Origin of the sequence: Fictibacillus halophilus, assembly GCF_042680145.1 — a bacterium.
Classification (GTDB): Bacteria; Bacillota; Bacilli; order Bacillales; family Fictibacillaceae; genus Fictibacillus; species Fictibacillus halophilus_A.
On sequence record NZ_JBHTNQ010000001.1, the window covers coordinates 3163577 to 3179730 of the forward strand.

A 16154-nucleotide genomic window follows, 5' to 3' on the forward strand; every position below is an offset into this window, starting at 1 on the left:
TTTCCGTGCCTTTTAAAGGTTGGATGATACTGGGTTTAACAGCAGCACTTATTACAGGTTGTTCTGATGACAATACAGAAAAGAATAAAGAAGATAAAACACAGCAAGAAGAACCGGAACAAAAGGATACTGAAAAAAACTCGGATAAGATGACATTCACAGACAGCCCTCAAGCTCCTGATGATACCAAACTTTCAGAAGTAAATAAGTCAGTTGAAGATCCTGATGGCATTGTGACATTAAAAAAATACAAGAAATTAGATGAGGAACAAAAGGCTGACTTAATCTCTCTTACCCTATCAGAGGTAAAGGTATTACAGTACAAGCCTTCTGTAGACTTAATTGACTTTTTTCACAGCTACACGCATGAGCAGAAAGAGTTTCCGTATGTGAGAGTAAATGTCCGAATCAAAAATAACGGGAACAAACCCGTTCATTTTGCTCCTGTCTCTGAGATCAAGACCGACCAAGGCGAGAAAGTAACTTGGAAAGAAGATTTCTATTTAGAAAAGCTGAACGGCGAAATCAAGCCAGGTGAAGTAAAAGTCGGTAGTCTAGGTTTTATATTAGAGGATACAGATCCGGAGAGTATTAAAACTATAACTATTAAGTCAAGTGAAGTCTTAAACAATGAGAAAAAGAAAATCTCAGATCCCCTTTCTTTTGAGGTGAACTTTAATTAAATAAAAAACATCCCTTTTTGGGGTGTTTTTTTATTTTCCGGGAAATTTTTGTCGAATTTTCGGAACTGCTATTCTCTATTTAAAAACTGCTGCAGGAACATTCTAGTGATTGATTATTAACATAAACTGACTTATAATGGGAAACTGTTGTAATTTATGTATTTTCGCGGTTCGAAAACTCCCGCGTTAACAAAACTAGGAGGAATTTTATGTTTAACTTTTATTTTGGTGTAGGTTTTGCACTTGTGAATTTCGTGCTTTTCTTACTGTGCTATAAGTGGTTTGGAAAAGCAGGTTTATTCGCTTGGATCGCTGCCGCAACTATCTTAGCTAATTTGCAGGTCGTAAAAACGATCGAGATGTTCGGTCTTGTTATGACACTCGGAAACGTTATTTACGGCACGATTTATTTAGCAACGGATTTGCTAAACGAAAAATACGGAGAAAAAGAAGCTAAAAAAGCAGTTTGGTTTGGATTCTTCACACTTGTTATGACGACAATCATCATGCAGCTGGTTCTTGTATTTGAACCGCATGAAAGTGATTTTGCCCAGCCGCACCTTGAAGCTCTTTTCGGTCTTATGCCGCGTTTGGCACTAGGAAGCTTGACAGCCTATCTTGTCAGTCAATACCTTGATGTTAAGCTATTCGCTAAATTAAGAGAGAAGTTTTCTCGTCCAGATCAGCTTTGGATTCGTAACAACGGCAGTACAATGGTTAGTCAGCTTATCGACACATTCATCTTTTGTATGATTGCATTTGCAGGAGTCTTCTCATGGGACGTATGGCTTCAAATCTTCTTCACAACGTATGTGATTAAATTTATTGTATCTGCGGCATCTACTCCATTTATTTATATTGCTAGAGGCTTCAAACACACTGAAGAAACTCAAAAACCAGGCATTTAATCGCCTGGTTTTTTCTATATCACTTTTATATAACTACCTTTTAGCGCTCTTTCTTTCGCTCTTTCATTCATCTCTTTTACTGCAGAAGAAATTTCGGATGCTGCTGCAATACCATTACTGTCAATCACCGTTGGATCAATCAAGCGAGGTTTTCCTTTTAAATGAATTTCATACTCTTTTTCATTTTCTTGAAGATTTACAGGCTTAATAATTTCCTCATATCGTCCAATCAATTCATGTTCCCCAGATTGCTTGATTTTTTCTAGAACTTCTTCATCTGTAAGCAGGAAATCATCTTTAGTGATCACTTTTGCCCGCAAAGCTTCCTGCAGTAACTTAATCAATTTATCATACCCATAAACGTTGAGAGGGTTCATAAAAAAGTCCTGCACTTCTTTGTAATATGCCTGAACAAACCATTCTGCATGGTGAATACCTTTTATACAAATTACATCGTCCTTCACATAAAGACTCGGCAAAAAAACTTCTACTTCATCCTTAGTTATGTAGTTGTATCGATTTAAGTCTCTAAGCGTATAATCTATTCGATCAGCGCATAGAAGAGGAAGCAGCTGTTCTAGAAGCGGAAAATCTCCCCTAAATATCATATCTATTGAATAGCCATGTTTTTTCAAGATCTGCGGCACCTCAGACTGCAATAGTATCTCTTCAAAGATTTCCTCGTGAAAGTCTTCGGATTCATTCTCTAAAACAAAGTCGATTACATGAGAAAACGCTGTATGTGATACATCATGCAGCATTCCAGCGATTTGTTCTTCGATCGATCCACCCAGCCTGCGAATTAAAAGCATAACACCAATGGAATGTTCATATCGGGTTACATTCCAGTTTGAGTTAACCAAATAGGAAGCTCCGCCTTGATGAATGCCTTTCAATCTCTGAACAGGCTTGGATTGAATAAGGTCTTGGAACACAGCTTCAACTTCATACTCACCGTAAATTTCATCTTCAACAAGCATTTATTTAACCCCCTTATGTCTTTGTCATCTTAACATAAATGAAACGTCATTCACCCCCTCTTTACAAAAGTAAGTTTTATTAAGATTCCTGCTCTATATGGCCTTTTTTTCTTTAGAATTGTAGGGAATATCTGACCATTCTTTTCCAAAGTGCCTTTGATAGCATAAGTCTTGTGAGTCCTGCCTGTTTGCATGAGGCAGGCAGGATACACACACAACCAGTGCAAAGGGGATGGAAAGATGAACGTAAAGAAAATGACAGCCGCTTCACTTCTTTCAATGGGACTTATCGGTACATTATTCACTACCGCAACATTCGCTTATGAAGCATCAGATCAAGTGGAGACAGTAGCTCATCGCGGTGCGTCGGGATATGCGCCAGAGAATACGATGGCAGCTTTTCAAAAAGGTGTTGATATGAAAGCTGATTATATCGAGATTGATGTACAGCAGACAAAAGATGGGGAACTTGTCGTCATCCATGATGTAACTCTTGATCGTACAACAAATGGCACTGGATATGTAAAAGATCATACGCTCGAAGAGATTCGCCAGTTGGATGCTGGAAGTTATTTCGCACCAGAATTTGCTGGAGAAAAAGTTCCTACATTTGAAGAAGTACTTGATGAATTTCGGGGTAAGACAGGTATTCTTATTGAATTAAAAGCTACTTATTATTATCCTGGCATTGAACAGAAAGTGGCTGAAGCATTAAAGGAACGCAACATGCATCTTCCTAACAACGAGAAAATTATCGTTCAGTCATTTGAATTTGAATCTATGAAAAAGATGGACGAGCTTTTGCCAACCGTCCCTGTTGGTTTGCTTACAGGACGTGCAACTGATTTAAGCGAAGAAAAACTGAATGAATTCGCATCATATGCAGAGTATGTGAATCCAAGCAAATCCCTCGTTAACTCCTCCCTTGTAAATGAAGTTCATGAGCGTGACATGGGTATCATGGCTTGGACTGTACGTAAAAAAGAAGAAGTTCAGCCTCTGCTCGATGCCGGTGTAGATGGTATTATTACAGATTATCCTGATTATCCTCCTTCACATAAAGCTGAATAAAGAAAAGTGTTGAGGCGTTAGAGGCGCTTCAACACTTTTTTGTTTAATTGTATTGCTCTATGATCTCATCGAGTTTCTGAGATTTTTCACTAAGTTTGTTATTTATCTTTTCATTAATGCTCAGCCACTGTATCATTTTTTCTTTTGCGAGTTTTTCATCATCAGCTCTCATTGCTTCATGCATAGATTTTTTGGTATTGTGCGCTTCTTGCTTTAAGGCTTTCAAGTCCTCATGAATCTTTTTCATATCCTGCCAGATTGCCTTATTCCCGCTTCTTTTTTCTTTATTGCCACCTTCAGCAGCTTTTACATGAAGGCTGAACAGTTTATCCTTCTTTTGTACAATCTCTTTTTTTATTTCCAGCCGTTCTATTTTTAGATCATTCGCCTTATGTACCTCGGCTTCAAAGTTTTTCATGTGCCTGAAATGATGTTCCCTTTTCTCTTTTACAACCTGAACGTTATCCGCCTGTTGTGCAAATACCGTTACAGATCCACTAGATAATAAAGCAAAAGCCAGTGCGGCTGGTAAGATCTTTTTCATCCTATATCACTCCTTAACTTTTATACTTGTATCATTTGTTAAAGGAGTGAATTTCTTGCGTTCATATGTATGTAAATTCTTTGACATTTCACTTCAGCTTTTTCAAAACCCGGTTGACTGTTTCTCTTCTAAGTCCAACAAACTGACCGATTTCCTCCTGAGTCAAAACCTTTTCAACAGGCACTTCAGGAAAATAACTCGCAAACCACTTTTGAAGCTTTGCGACCTTTCCTTCAGGAGTTAATGTCGACATCTGATTAATCCTTTGCTGCATCATTCTTAATTTTGTTTCTAAAAGATGCGCTACTTCTTTATAGACTTTCGGATCTTCCTCTAAAGACCTGTACCACTGTTCCGGATCAATTCTTGTGACCTCTGAAGGCAAAAGTGCAATTGCAGAGCCATTGTATTCTTTATGGCTTGTAAGTGAATGATGCGGAATCATCTCACCTGGAACAATCAAATTTAATAATAACTGGCTTCCATCCTCATGGACTCTGACTATTTTTAATAATCCTTTATCAAGTTTGAATAAAGGTCCTTCTTCCCCTTGTCTAAATAAAGTTTCTCCTTTTGCTATAAACATGAAGAACTTCATCCCCCTTTTGCGTCAATCGTGTTCACCCATTTCACCCCATGCCCATACTCTTTTAATAGGAGGAGGAAACAAAATGAACCAGTTCGCTTATTTCACACAGGAATTAACACTATTGTACAGCATTGCCCTGTTTGGTTACATGCTTCGAAAAAAAGAAATATTGCCGGAGGGCAGTGAAAAAGTTTTAACGGCCGTTATATTAAACGTTACTCTCCCTGCACTTATTCTATTTGGTATGGATGTTACGTTTTCAGTTGAAAATTTAATTCAATTCGGCTGGCTTTCTTTATTGTCAGCTATTGTGCTCATCGTCTCATCTGTGATCTCCTCTTTTACCGTGAAAAAATTGAACATAGAGGTTAGAAGGAAAAATGCCTTAGAAGGCATCATGATATTTGGCAATCAAGGCTTTCTTGGCATCGCTGTCTGCTTTTTATTGTTTGGAAAAGAGGGAGTATTCCATGGTACTCTATTTAATTTCGTTTATTTATTATATATCTGGACATATGCCATCTACCTGTTTGCAAGGAGCGCCGAAAGTGTCCAATGGCGGAAAGTCTTTTTGAATTCTGGGGTTATTGCTACCTTAGCCGGGCTATTATTAATGATTCTGCCAGGAACTCTTCCCGCCGTCTTAACTAATACGCTAGAACTGACAGGCAAACCTACTGTGCCGCTTTCCATGCTGTTAATCGGTTCTTTACTAGGCGCGATGCCTCTTGCTGATTTAAAGCTCTTTTTGAAAAATAAACACCTTTGGATTGCTTCACTTTACAAATTAATTCTATTTCCTCTTATATTACTGCCCTTCCTGCTTTTTTCATTGCCGTTTCAGCTTTTCGCGGTCGCCTTTTTAGTTGCTGGGATGCCCTCAGCCCCGACGATCTCGATGTACGCTCAGCAATATGGAGAAGACGCTACCTTTGCAGCAGCTGGAGTTGCTTTAAGCACTTTTCTTTCCTGTATAACCATTCCGGCTTTATACAGCTTTCTTTTAGTAATCTCGTCCCTTGCCTGAATCAGAGATCTCGAGCAGGATTTCAGGATATGGAGCAAAGAATGTCTGCTGCAATACCTCGTTATCGTCAAAACGGATAGCGTGTGATTTTAATAGTGTGGTAATACTTGAGAACGGCTCTTTCTTGTTGGCGTATTTTTGCATGAGCTCTTCAAAAAAAGCCACTTCTCTTACGGATAGCTTGGACTCAAATCGATTGAATATTTCTTTTGCTACACTTCTGTTTGAATCGTTTCTGGCCGCCCGGTTAAACAATTTGTGGAGTGCTCTTGCATATAACTCAACTGTCTTCTCCACACCATTCTCGTTCACATTTTTTAAAATCCGGTTCATCACCTTTAAAGTCGGTTTGCTGTATGCCATCAGTAAGTAGTAATTCTTCTTATGAAAGTCTGTTATTGCATTTAACCCCTTGGGCAGTAGACGCCGAAACGAAGCTAATGTAAAAAGTTTCGTATAAAACCGGTCCCGGATCGTAAAATTATTAAGTCTTCCTTCCTCTTCAACTGCCAGATGCGAAAAAAGTTCCGTGACCTTTCCTCCGAACAGCCCGCTTGCATGCCCGATTGCTGGTCCTTTCTCGGTTGACGCATACACTTTTACTTCTTTTATTCCGCATGACGGGGAACGTGTTTTTAAAATAAAACCGTCTGTTTCCTTTACACCTGCTAAATAGTTTTCTGAGAACGATGTCATTTCCTTTGTTACGTCTCTTTTTGTAGAAGGCTGAAGAAGCAAATGGTCTTCTCCTTGTTTTACAATTCTTATCGTCTCCCGCGGTGTTCCGAGGCCAATCTCTACTTCTGGACATACAGGGACAAAATCTACGTATTCCATTAATTTTTTTATCACATCGTTATAGATGACATCACCGTTATAACGGCACGCGTCAAATTCCAAACACTTGCTGACAACGACTCTAGGTCTTGCATAAGCTTCCATCCATCCTGCTCCTCATTCATTGTTTTCTAACAGTGTCTCCATTTTTAGGTGAAATTTTATCATCATTTCTGTAAAATGTTGGTTAACGAGAGGAGAGGTTCGATGGCATATTATGAGGATCTTCGTAAACACGTAGGAAGTGCACCGCTTATTTTACCAGGTTCGGTTGTTATCATTGTAAACGAACAGGAAGAAATATTGCTGCAGCACCGCAGAGATGGCGGCTGGGGACTGCCTGGAGGCTTAATGGAACTAGGTGAGAGTTTTGAAGAAACCGCAATTCGTGAAGTAAAAGAAGAAACGGGTCTCGATATTGATGGTCTAACACAGCTGCATGTATATTCAGGAGCAGATCATTATTTAAAAGTTCCAAATGGGGATGAACTCTATTGCGTAACTGCGGTATATACGGCAACAGACGTAAAAGGCAATATTTTAATAGATGAAGAGGAATCTTATGAATTTCGCTATTTTCCTGTAGAACGACTTCCGGAAGGGTTATTAAAGAGCTCTAGACGATACATAAATGATTATCTCGGACAAAAAGAAAAGAACAGAGAGTACCGGTAGTTAAGCCGGTGTCTCTGCTCTTTTTTCGTTAAACTTAAATTCAACAAAATCACATACAGGTTGATATCCAATATTTTGATAGATTTTATTTGAAGTTGGATTCGCTAAATCAGTAAATAAAGAGCAAAATTCATATCCCTCTTGTAAAAGATATTCGCTTAATGCGGCAACACAGGCACTGGCGTAGCCTTTTCCTCTCAACTCTTTTGGCGTATACACAAGATTTACCGCTACACCTTTAATATTGGGTCTTGTTTTAGAAGCCATTGATACGGCTTTCCCTTCGTCTTCCCAAATAAAAAGGAAGCCATCTTGTACTCTTGTATTCGCATATTCTTCTGCTTCATCATGTGTCATCAGCTGATTAATTTCACCCGTCATCTCAACGATCCACTGCGGTAAAAACGTTAAGTCACTTTCGGTTGCTGGCCGTAATTTCCCGGGACGTACCGCCGGCTGTATAACAGACTGCAGCGTATACAAGCGCACATCCATAAGCACTTTTTCTTCCAATTGATGTGCTGCTGTCCAATGCTTTGAAAAAGCTTTCCCAACTGCCTTTGGTGCATGTACTTTATGAATCGCATAATTTTCTTTTATTAGATATTCGGCTAAATGGGGTGCAGCTGCAACGCCGTCTGCTTCTTCTTTTTCTAAAAGCAAGATGGCATACGGAGGAATCAGCATAGCTGCGAGCATGATCTTTCCGTCTTTCTTTACTGTCGCTAAGAATGGCTTTTCTGCCTCCCACACTCTATCTCTGTTTCGCAGGCAATTCCCCAGCATAATCTGCGCTCGGTCTTCCTGATCAAGCAAGAACGTTTCCACTTCATCATAAAATGCAGGAATAGATTCATAACGTGTTACTTCCATGACCATGACCCTCTCTTTATATATAAAGTCTGTAATCCTATATATTTCAATTTTTACAAATCGATTCCCTCTTTTTCATAAAATCTTAAAGTCTTTATTTGATTAAAGGGTATTGAATTCTGTTATACTTACTACAACATAAAGGAAGGTGAACGGAATGAGTACACATGTATTTACAAAACGTGAAGAAATAGCGAACGCCATCACGCATGGTATAGGGGTCCTGCTTAGTGTTGCCGTAACTTCCATCCTGCTTGTGTTTGCAGTTTGGAAAGGAACAGCTGTTCATATTGTAAGCTTTGCTGTATTTGGTGGAACCATGCTGGCGCTTTATACAGCATCCACTCTCGTACACGCTTTTCCTAAAGGACGGGTAAAAGATATATTTGAGATCATGGACCATGCGGCGATTTATTTGTTTATCGCTGGTACGTATACGCCTATCGTGCTGATCGTTGTCGGCGGTGCTCTAGGCTGGACATTGTTTGGAGTCGTCTGGGGTCTAGCAGCCTTTGGTGTTGTTTTTAAAGTCTTTTTCACAAAAAAGTTTGTTGTATTGTCTACGCTTGGGTACGTAGCAATGGGCTGGCTGATCACATTTGCACTTCAAGATATTTCGGCTAACATGCCTTCTGAAGGAATTCAGCTTCTTGTCGCAGGCGGAATCATCTATACGCTCGGAAGTATCTTTTATGTATGGCGCAGCTTTCCTTTCCACCACGCGGTTTGGCATCTGTTCGTTTTAGCTGGCAGTGTATTACATTTTCTTATGATGTTTTATGTGCTGCCTCTGTCATAGAATAGATAAGGGGTGACAAAAATGAAAATCGTACTGAGGATTGTTTTTGGTTTAGCCTTTTTGCTAGTAGCCTTTTTCGGTCTTGGTCCCGTGCTTATGGCAGACGGGATGCCTGGTGAACGGACGCTGACGTTGATTGTTGTTTTATTGATATTTGCTGCATTGTTTGTAGTTTATAAATGGCTAAAGAAGAGACTATCGTAAGAGCAGAGATGACCTCTGCTCTTTTTTTATGCTGTTGTTTTTTCGATCCTTTGTTCTTCTTGTTCAGATTGAAATAAAACATAATAGATGATTAAACTAATTGAACCCATAATGGTAAAGAGGAAGGTAATCATACCTGATGACAGGAACCCGCTTAACATCACGAATAATGCAGCAATAATCCCTGAGAAATGAAAGGATAAACCATAAACAGCCATATACGACCCTCTTGCATCATCAGGTATTAAAGAAGCCACATAAGCTTGCTTAGCCGGAATATGTGCAAGCTCCCCAATTGTTGCAACAAACATCGCTATTATGAGAACAACTGGAAAACTGCTGTAACTGATGACAATATAGCCAAACGCATAACAAAATCCTCCGCCAAGCATTAATAAACGATCTTGATACTTTTTCAAAAAAACTGCTATCACTAAGCTTAGCAAAACGACTAAAATCGTGTTTTCTGCTCTCAATAATCCAATCAGCTGGAAGCCATCTACTTCAAAAAAAGCAGTGAGTGGAAATAGGGAAACAGGATCTTTTATTTCTTCAACAAGCTTAATTCCCATATACGTCGTCAGGCTCTCTTCTAAGGAAACAAGGAACAAGCCCGCTACAGTGAAAAATATAAATTGTTTATTTGATAAAATTTCCTTATAGTTCTCAAGCCAACTTTTAGTTTCTTGTTGATTGATTTTAGTATCAGCTACGGATACATGGATGTCCTGCAGCAATATTTTCGTTACAATCCACGAGAGAAAAGCTACAAGTGCAATTCCAATAAACATTTCATATGGAAATTTTTTAAATAGAAAAGCTCCAATTATACCTCCTGCTGCGACAGCAAGATTATTTAGCCAATAGGAGACCGTATAAACAGCCTTCCTGTTTTCCTTTGTACTCGAATCAATAATGACGGCACCATAGGCAGGTCCTGCCATCCCAGTAAAAAACAAAATAATGATAAATAATACAAAGTTAGTGTTAGGCGATATCGAAAATATAAGATTACTAATTCCTGCTAATAGATAACCTATCCCTATCATTCCTTCACATAATAAGATTGTATTTTTTCGTCCTTTCCGATCAGCACGTCTTCCTCCTAACAAAGCTCCTGAAATTCCTGATAAAATCACACCGATGTACATGAGCCCTGTTGCAAATTCACCCACCTGATTTGAAAAGAAAATCGCTAAGAACGGGATTACAGCTGAGGAAGCAAGTGTTGTAAAAAATTGAAGAGCTAGCCTTAATTGAATGTTGCGATGAAACGTAAAATAATTCATATAAGTATCTCCTTTTTACGATTGATTAATCAATCATTATTAGATTAAAAGTAATCCGAAACACATTTAGCGTTTCGGATATAGCAATTGAAAAGCCGGAATCTTAAGCTTTTCCCAGATGCGTGACACAGCATAGTCAGTAAAAGTTAATCTGATTCCTAATAAAAAGCCCAAATAAGCAGTTGCTGTTAAATCAGCATCAGATTCTTCAAGGATACCTCTTCTTTGAGCATTTGTAATAATTAGAATAAGCTTTTGAATAAACTCGATGCTAAAATCATCAAGCTCTTTAAATGGTTCAGGAAACTTAGTATGCTGTCCAATTACTTGTACTACTAATTGTAGATACGTACGCATCTCAATAAAAATACGAATATGTTTGTCTATCATACTTTTAATTTCTGCCAATAAATCCTCAGCATCAGGATCAAATTCTAAAAGATCCACTTTAAAAACTGTATTTAGCGGCTCTGTAACAGCATGGTAAAATAGTTGGTCTTTGTTTTCGAAGTATGTAAAAACACTCCCGAAACTCACACCAGATGCTTTAGCGACTTTTGCAATCGTTGTACTTTCATAGCCTTGTTCAGCAAATAAGATGATTGCCTGTTGCAGAATTTTTTCCCGTTTTTGTTCCATCGTTTTTATTTGTTTGTCTGATAAAGGCAAAATAACGATCTCCCTTTTATAAATGATTGGTTAATCAATCATTATTATATGTGATATGTTAAAATTAGTAAACAACTTTTTAAGGAGTACATTATAATGAGTGTCGAACACCGGCTTTTTACTATGTGTATGATCCAAAATGGAGACAAAGTTCTATTGATTAAACGTCCGGACGAACGAGGTTTTCCTGGTTACCTAGCTCCTGGAGGAAAAATTGATTTTCCTGAAAGTTTAGTAGATGGAGCGATTAGGGAGGTAAAAGAAGAAACTGGACTCGATGTCTCCAATCTCGTTTTTAAAGGAATCGATGAGTATGTTAACCCGAAAAAAAACGTACGGTACATGGTGTTTAACTATTGGACTGATACGTTTTATGGCGAATTGATGGAAGATCCACCTGAAGGAGAGCTTGTGTGGGAACCAATCTCTGAAGCTCCTGAACTGCCTATGCAAAGCTGGTTTAAAGAAAGGTTCCCTTTGTTCTTTGTAGCAGGCACTTTTGAAGTACAGAGAGTGTGGGATGCTGATTTAGATGAGCAGATTGAAGTACAAATTTTAAAAACATGATTTAGCATGCATGACCAATGTCGAACTATGTCTAAGAATGTAAACTCGTGGATAAACGGGTAAAACTTTTGGATTCAGGGGCAAAACTCGTGGATCCAACACCCTTTTTTGTGGATTCACGTCCAAAACTTTTGGATTGAATCTCCCAGCACTGCCGAAAACAGCTACCACACAGCCAAATGCCCCTCTCAAGACCCACTAAAAAGGAAAGGATGACTCAATCACGAGTCATCCTCCTTTATTTCATCTATTTTATTTTATAATCTGCAGTTCTTTCGGGTATTTTGTCAATGTTTCATACCCATCAGCGGTTACAACCACATCATCTTCAATACGAACGCCGCCGATGTCATCGATATAGATTCCTGGCTCGATCGTGTACGTCATACCTTCACGCAGCACGCCGTCATTGTTATCACTCATGGACGGGAATTCATGGACATCGATTCCGAGGCCATGTCCGATGCGGTGCGGGAAGTTATCTCCATAGCCCGCTTCTGTAATATGGTTGCGCGCGATCACATCAAGATCGCCGATGCGCGTTCCTGGCTTTGAAGCTTCCAAAGCCTTCAACTGTGCCTGAAGCACTGTATCATAAATCTCACGGCGCTTTTCATCCAGATCACCAAACGCTACCGTACGCGTGATGTCAGAGCAATAGCCATCCAGAACAACACCTAAGTCAAACAACACAAAATCACCATGCTGCAGTTTTCTTAAGCCTGGCTTACCATGAGGCTGTCCTGCTTTCTCGCCAAATAGCACCATTGTCGAAAACGACATTTGGCTGATACCTTTTTTCTTCAGTTCGTACTCGATCTTCGCGAGCACTTCCATTTCTGTTACGCCTTCTTTAAGCGCCGCAACACCAACTTCTACTCCGTAGTCCGCCAAACGTGCAGCTTCTCGCAAAGTCTCAAGCTCGCCTTCTTCTTTAATTAAACGAAGCTCGTTCAGCAGTTCTTCAGCCCCAACTAATTTAGCACCTTCAAACATACCAAGAAGTTTTTCACCGCGTGCATATGGGAGTGTTTCTTTTTCCACCGCAATAGAAGTTGCTGCTGTCACACCGCGCCCAGCCAAAGTCTCCTGCACCTTCGCCCACGGATCTTCAGAATCACTGTATCCCACGATCTCATAAGTCCAGCCTGCGCCTTTTGCTTGTGAACGCTCCATTCCAGGGCAAACCATGAACGGTTCACCTTCTGGCAGTACAACCACACCAAGCACACGCTCATGCGGATCCGTGTAGAGTCCAGACAAATAGAATACATTCGCCGTCGTATGGATAAAAGCTAACGAATGACCTTCTTCTTTTAACCAATCTTTAACCTTTTGAATACGTCCTTCGTTCATATGTATACCTCCAATAAAAGCCTCATAGGCATGAAATTATCTCTCACTATCTATTGTAGTAGAAACCTCAATAAAAAAACAGAAGCACACATCTACTTCCGCAAATGTGTGCTCTATTTTACTGTTAAGCTCATTTCTAAAAGGTTGTTGCTCTAGAACATTTTAGTGAATATGCTTCTTTGAAAGTTGATTGTAGCGGAAGATGCGAGACTCCTGCGGGATCAGCGGGACAGGTGAGACCATTCAATGTCGCAAAGCGACGAGTGGGCTCACCGCACGCCCCGCGGAAAGCGAGCATCCTAGAGCGGAAATCAACTACATCTAAAAGCAACAAGATTTACGAGTTTTTTGTTAAAACTGTACTTTTTCCTCAATAAAGCTCTTAAGGTCTGCAATCTTTACACGTGTTTGTTCCATCGTGTCGCGGTCACGAACAGTCACCATGCCATCTTCTTTAGAATCAAAATCGTATGTGATACAGAACGGTGTACCAATCTCATCTTGACGGCGATAACGTTTACCGATTGATCCTGTTTCGTCATAATCTACATTGAAATCTTTAGCTAATGAGCTGAACACTTCAGTTGCTTCTTCAGATAGTTTCTTAGACAATGGCAGGATTGCCGCTTTATAAGGCGCCAATGCAGGATGCAAGTGCATAACCGTTCTGCTTGTGCCATCTTCTAATTCCTCATCCTCATAAGCATCGATTAAGAATGCTAGCGTTACGCGGTCAGCACCTAAAGATGGCTCGATGCAATACGGAATGTAACGTTCGTTTGTTTCTTGGTCAATGTAGTTAAAATCTTCACCGGAGAACTCCATGTGACGCTTTAAGTCAAAGTCTGTACGGGATGCAACACCCCAAAGTTCGCCCCATCCGAACGGGAACTTATATTCAAAGTCAGTCGTCGCGTTAGAGTAGTGAGAAAGCTCATCTTCATTATGATCGCGAAGACGAAGGTTCTCTTCAGTCATACCTAATGACTTCAGCCAGTTTTCAGCAGTGTCTTTCCAGTAATTGAACCACTCGATCTCACTTCCTGGCTTACAGAAGAACTCAAGCTCCATTTGCTCAAACTCACGCGTACGGAACGTGAAGTTACCTGGCGTGATCTCGTTACGGAAACTCTTACCGATCTGTGCGATACCGAAGGGAAGTTTTTTACGCATTGTGCGCTGAACATTTTTAAAGTTAACGAAAATCCCTTGTGCTGTTTCCGGACGCATGTATATTTCGTTTGAACTTGATTCTGTTACACCTTGGTGAGTTTTGAACATCAAGTTGAACTGGCGGATGTTTGTAAAGTCGTGACTTCCACACTCAGGACACGCAATGTTGTACTCTTTCACTAATTCTTCCATCTTTTCAAACGGAAGACCGTCTACGATGATCTCTTTTCCTGCTTGATCTGCTGCATCTTCAATCAGCTTATCAGCACGGTGACGCGCTTTACAGTTTTTGCAGTCCATCATCGGATCGTTGAAGTTACCGATATGTCCTGATGCTTCCCACGTACGAGGGTTCATAAGGATTGCAGCATCCAAACCTACGTTATATGGGGACTCTTGAACAAACTTTTTCCACCATGCTTTTTTCACGTTGTTTTTCAGTTCAACACCAAGCGGACCGTAATCCCACGTGTTTGCAAGACCTCCATAAATTTCAGATCCCGGAAATACAAAACCGCGATGTTTCGCATGATTTGTGATGGTTTCCATGTTTTTTGACATTGTAATTCCTCCCATTCGGATTTGGCCTTATGGATTAGTTCGTCTTTTATAAAAATAAAAAACTCCCGTCCCAAGGCGCTATGCCCAGGGACGAGAGTTGTATCTCCCGCGGTTCCACCCTAGTTGATCCGTTGTATGTAAAACGAATCCTCTTTTCAAAAACAGCTCCGGATTGCCGTTTCACTAATGACTCTTACCGGGCTTCCACCGCCCCCGGCTCGCTTTAAAAGAGTGTCAGATTAGCTACTATTCATCCTTCACGGCTGCATATCATGTTTTATAATAAAGTAATATTACCAAAAAACAAAAACATTAGTCAAAATATTTTCCTATTATATGCATTTGTTACTTCAATTGTGCAAGTTCCTCTTTAACTTGTTCCAATGTTGGAAGAGATGTCATTGCACCTTTACTCGATACCGTAAGCGCACCTGAAATACTGCCGAAAACCGCCATATCTGCTGCTTCGTCGAGCGTAAGTTCTTCAAGTGTCCCCTGGTATTCATTTAACAGATGCAATACACCTGAAACGTATGCATCTCCCGCTCCCGTCGTATCAATAGCTGCAACACCTTTTGCCGGAATATACTCACCGCCATCTTTTGTTACCACATAGCTGCCGTCATCTCCGAGGGTGATAAAAAGTAAGGGTATATCGTATTGCTGAAGGACTTTAATACCTTCCTCAACCTTTTTTAATCCTGTAATAAATTCTAGTTCCTCTTCTGAAAGTTTAACAATATCTGCATGAGGGAGCATGGAAAGAATGGTTTCACGTGCCAAAGCAGGTGTCTTCCATAGCGAAAGCCTTAAGTTCGGATCAAAGGAAACCCACATGTCGTTCTCTTTTGCGAGTTTAACGGCTTTTTCAGTCGCACTTTTGGATGGTTCAGCAATCAAGGAAATAGAGCCGAAATGAAAGATTTTTTTATCTTTGAAAAGACTAGGCTGTATATTCTTTTCTTCTAAGAAGCGATCGGCACTCGGATCAATGTAAAAGTCAAAAGACCTTTCTCCTTTTTCAGATAAGGTTACAAAAACAGCTCCCGTCCGCACAGCATCGGTTTTATACACATGAAACGCATTTACACCGTAACTTTTCAAAGTATCAATTAAAAAATCACCGAGTACATCTTCCCCAACTTTACCTAAAAAAACTGCATCTGACCCAAGGCGTGCGACACCCACTGCTACATTAGCGGGAGCACCACCGGGACGCTTATAATACAATGAATTCGTTTCATCGGTTGGAATAAAATCAACAAGCGCTTCACCTAAAGAGATAATTCCTTTTTTCATCATTGCCTCCCCCTTTTTCTTATTTGATAAAGGCTGTTTGCGCAGTCATT

The 16154-nt window shown here is 39.9% G+C and carries 18 protein-coding genes and 1 riboswitch; of the genes, 8 read left to right on the plus strand and 10 right to left on the minus strand.

Going from position 1 to position 16154, the window contains the following annotated elements; translation table 11 throughout:
* The first annotated feature begins 5 nt into the window (after positions 1-5).
* Complete coding sequence (locus ACFQ4X_RS15960; protein WP_379836777.1) at positions 6-683, plus strand: DUF4352 domain-containing protein; 678 nt, start codon at positions 6-8, stop codon at positions 681-683.
* 160 nt (positions 684-843) lie between these two features.
* Positions 844-888: riboswitch (PreQ1 riboswitch) on the plus strand.
* Positions 889-892: 4 nt separating this feature from the next.
* Positions 893-1591, plus strand: coding sequence for a queuosine precursor transporter (locus ACFQ4X_RS15965; protein ID WP_379836779.1), 699 nt, complete (start codon positions 893-895; stop codon positions 1589-1591).
* A gap of 14 nt (positions 1592-1605) precedes the next feature.
* Here ACFQ4X_RS15965 and ACFQ4X_RS15970 read toward each other — a convergent pair whose 3' ends face one another.
* Positions 1606-2571 (minus strand): HD domain-containing protein, encoded by a 966-nt coding sequence (locus ACFQ4X_RS15970; protein WP_379836781.1) that lies wholly within the window; start codon positions 2569-2571, stop codon positions 1606-1608.
* Between the two features lie 240 nt (positions 2572-2811).
* Here ACFQ4X_RS15970 and ACFQ4X_RS15975 point away from each other — a divergent pair, with 240 nt between their 5' ends.
* On the plus strand, positions 2812-3642 hold the full coding sequence (locus tag ACFQ4X_RS15975; RefSeq protein ID WP_379836783.1) for a glycerophosphodiester phosphodiesterase: 831 nt from the start codon (positions 2812-2814) through the stop codon (positions 3640-3642).
* 43 nt (positions 3643-3685) lie between these two features.
* Here ACFQ4X_RS15975 and ACFQ4X_RS15980 read toward each other — a convergent pair whose 3' ends face one another.
* The gene (locus ACFQ4X_RS15980) at positions 3686-4186 is read right to left on the minus strand and encodes a hypothetical protein (RefSeq protein WP_379836785.1); all 501 of its coding nucleotides are present in this window, start codon (positions 4184-4186) and stop codon (positions 3686-3688) included.
* Positions 4187-4274: 88 nt separating this feature from the next.
* On the minus strand, positions 4275-4772 hold the full coding sequence (locus tag ACFQ4X_RS15985) for a Crp/Fnr family transcriptional regulator (RefSeq protein WP_379836787.1): 498 nt from the start codon (positions 4770-4772) through the stop codon (positions 4275-4277).
* A gap of 85 nt (positions 4773-4857) precedes the next feature.
* On the opposite strand from ACFQ4X_RS15985, the gene ACFQ4X_RS15990 reads away from it, so the two are divergent.
* Complete coding sequence (locus ACFQ4X_RS15990; protein ID WP_379836789.1) at positions 4858-5802, plus strand: AEC family transporter; 945 nt, start codon at positions 4858-4860, stop codon at positions 5800-5802.
* Here ACFQ4X_RS15990 and ACFQ4X_RS15995 read toward each other — a convergent pair.
* Positions 5779-6744: a YbgA family protein gene (locus ACFQ4X_RS15995; protein ID WP_379836791.1), complete on the minus strand. Its 966-nt coding sequence runs from the start codon at positions 6742-6744 to the stop codon at positions 5779-5781. The genes ACFQ4X_RS15990 and ACFQ4X_RS15995 overlap by 24 nt on opposite strands.
* A gap of 102 nt (positions 6745-6846) precedes the next feature.
* Between ACFQ4X_RS15995 and ACFQ4X_RS16000 the strand changes: the two genes are divergently transcribed.
* Positions 6847-7314 (plus strand): NUDIX hydrolase, encoded by a 468-nt coding sequence (locus ACFQ4X_RS16000; RefSeq protein WP_379836793.1) that lies wholly within the window; start codon positions 6847-6849, stop codon positions 7312-7314.
* On the opposite strand, the gene ACFQ4X_RS16005 is transcribed toward ACFQ4X_RS16000, so the two are convergent.
* Positions 7315-8187: a GNAT family N-acetyltransferase gene (locus tag ACFQ4X_RS16005; RefSeq protein WP_379836795.1), complete on the minus strand. Its 873-nt coding sequence runs from the start codon at positions 8185-8187 to the stop codon at positions 7315-7317.
* A gap of 157 nt (positions 8188-8344) precedes the next feature.
* Between ACFQ4X_RS16005 and trhA the strand changes: the two genes are divergently transcribed.
* Both trhA and ACFQ4X_RS16015 read left to right on the plus strand, forming a co-directional pair.
* A complete protein-coding gene (gene trhA, locus ACFQ4X_RS16010) occupies positions 8345-8986 on the plus strand; it encodes a PAQR family membrane homeostasis protein TrhA (RefSeq protein ID WP_379836797.1) in 642 nt (213 codons plus the stop codon).
* A 21-nt stretch (positions 8987-9007) separates the two neighbouring features.
* Positions 9008-9190 (plus strand): DUF6954 family protein, encoded by a 183-nt coding sequence (locus tag ACFQ4X_RS16015; protein WP_379836799.1) that lies wholly within the window; start codon positions 9008-9010, stop codon positions 9188-9190.
* A 26-nt stretch (positions 9191-9216) separates the two neighbouring features.
* On the opposite strand, the gene ACFQ4X_RS16020 is transcribed toward ACFQ4X_RS16015, so the two are convergent.
* The gene (locus ACFQ4X_RS16020) at positions 9217-10479 is read right to left on the minus strand and encodes an MFS transporter (RefSeq protein WP_379836801.1); all 1263 of its coding nucleotides are present in this window, start codon (positions 10477-10479) and stop codon (positions 9217-9219) included.
* 66 nt (positions 10480-10545) lie between these two features.
* On the minus strand, positions 10546-11148 hold the full coding sequence (locus tag ACFQ4X_RS16025; protein ID WP_379836803.1) for a TetR/AcrR family transcriptional regulator: 603 nt from the start codon (positions 11146-11148) through the stop codon (positions 10546-10548).
* Between the two features lie 96 nt (positions 11149-11244).
* Here ACFQ4X_RS16025 and ACFQ4X_RS16030 point away from each other — a divergent pair, with 96 nt between their 5' ends.
* A complete protein-coding gene (locus ACFQ4X_RS16030; protein ID WP_379836805.1) occupies positions 11245-11715 on the plus strand; it encodes an 8-oxo-dGTP diphosphatase in 471 nt (156 codons plus the stop codon).
* A gap of 252 nt (positions 11716-11967) precedes the next feature.
* Here ACFQ4X_RS16030 and ACFQ4X_RS16035 read toward each other — a convergent pair whose 3' ends face one another.
* The 3 genes from ACFQ4X_RS16035 to ACFQ4X_RS16045 form a co-directional block, all read right to left on the minus strand.
* Entirely contained in the window at positions 11968-13071 is a 1104-nt protein-coding gene (locus tag ACFQ4X_RS16035) for a M24 family metallopeptidase (RefSeq protein ID WP_379836807.1), read from the minus strand.
* A 351-nt stretch (positions 13072-13422) separates the two neighbouring features.
* Entirely contained in the window at positions 13423-14805 is a 1383-nt protein-coding gene (locus ACFQ4X_RS16040) for a glycine--tRNA ligase (RefSeq protein WP_379836809.1), read from the minus strand.
* A gap of 345 nt (positions 14806-15150) precedes the next feature.
* The gene (locus ACFQ4X_RS16045) at positions 15151-16104 is read right to left on the minus strand and encodes an aminoimidazole riboside kinase (RefSeq protein WP_379836811.1); all 954 of its coding nucleotides are present in this window, start codon (positions 16102-16104) and stop codon (positions 15151-15153) included.
* Between the last annotated feature and the right edge of the window lie 50 nt (positions 16105-16154).

What these genes read in the sequence shown, in the direction of transcription:
- ACFQ4X_RS15965 (WP_379836779.1), top strand. Translation starts at nt 893, where the DNA reads ATGTTTAACTTTTATTTTGGTGTAGGTTTTGCACTTGTGAATTTCGTG.
- ACFQ4X_RS15970 (WP_379836781.1), bottom strand. Translation starts at nt 2,571, where the DNA reads ATGCTTGTTGAAGATGAAATTTACGGTGAGTATGAAGTTGAAGCTGTG.
- ACFQ4X_RS15975 (WP_379836783.1), top strand. Translation starts at nt 2,812, where the DNA reads ATGAACGTAAAGAAAATGACAGCCGCTTCACTTCTTTCAATGGGACTT.
- ACFQ4X_RS15980 (WP_379836785.1), bottom strand. Translation starts at nt 4,186, where the DNA reads ATGAAAAAGATCTTACCAGCCGCACTGGCTTTTGCTTTATTATCTAGT.
- ACFQ4X_RS15985 (WP_379836787.1), bottom strand. Translation starts at nt 4,772, where the DNA reads ATGTTTATAGCAAAAGGAGAAACTTTATTTAGACAAGGGGAAGAAGGA.
- ACFQ4X_RS15990 (WP_379836789.1), top strand. Translation starts at nt 4,858, where the DNA reads ATGAACCAGTTCGCTTATTTCACACAGGAATTAACACTATTGTACAGC.
- ACFQ4X_RS15995 (WP_379836791.1), bottom strand. Translation starts at nt 6,744, where the DNA reads ATGGAAGCTTATGCAAGACCTAGAGTCGTTGTCAGCAAGTGTTTGGAA.
- ACFQ4X_RS16000 (WP_379836793.1), top strand. Translation starts at nt 6,847, where the DNA reads ATGGCATATTATGAGGATCTTCGTAAACACGTAGGAAGTGCACCGCTT.
- ACFQ4X_RS16005 (WP_379836795.1), bottom strand. Translation starts at nt 8,187, where the DNA reads ATGGAAGTAACACGTTATGAATCTATTCCTGCATTTTATGATGAAGTG.
- trhA (WP_379836797.1), top strand. Translation starts at nt 8,345, where the DNA reads ATGAGTACACATGTATTTACAAAACGTGAAGAAATAGCGAACGCCATC.
- ACFQ4X_RS16015 (WP_379836799.1), top strand. Translation starts at nt 9,008, where the DNA reads ATGAAAATCGTACTGAGGATTGTTTTTGGTTTAGCCTTTTTGCTAGTA.
- ACFQ4X_RS16020 (WP_379836801.1), bottom strand. Translation starts at nt 10,479, where the DNA reads ATGAATTATTTTACGTTTCATCGCAACATTCAATTAAGGCTAGCTCTT.
- ACFQ4X_RS16030 (WP_379836805.1), top strand. Translation starts at nt 11,245, where the DNA reads ATGAGTGTCGAACACCGGCTTTTTACTATGTGTATGATCCAAAATGGA.
- ACFQ4X_RS16035 (WP_379836807.1), bottom strand. Translation starts at nt 13,071, where the DNA reads ATGAACGAAGGACGTATTCAAAAGGTTAAAGATTGGTTAAAAGAAGAA.
- ACFQ4X_RS16040 (WP_379836809.1), bottom strand. Translation starts at nt 14,805, where the DNA reads ATGTCAAAAAACATGGAAACCATCACAAATCATGCGAAACATCGCGGT.
- ACFQ4X_RS16045 (WP_379836811.1), bottom strand. Translation starts at nt 16,104, where the DNA reads ATGAAAAAAGGAATTATCTCTTTAGGTGAAGCGCTTGTTGATTTTATT.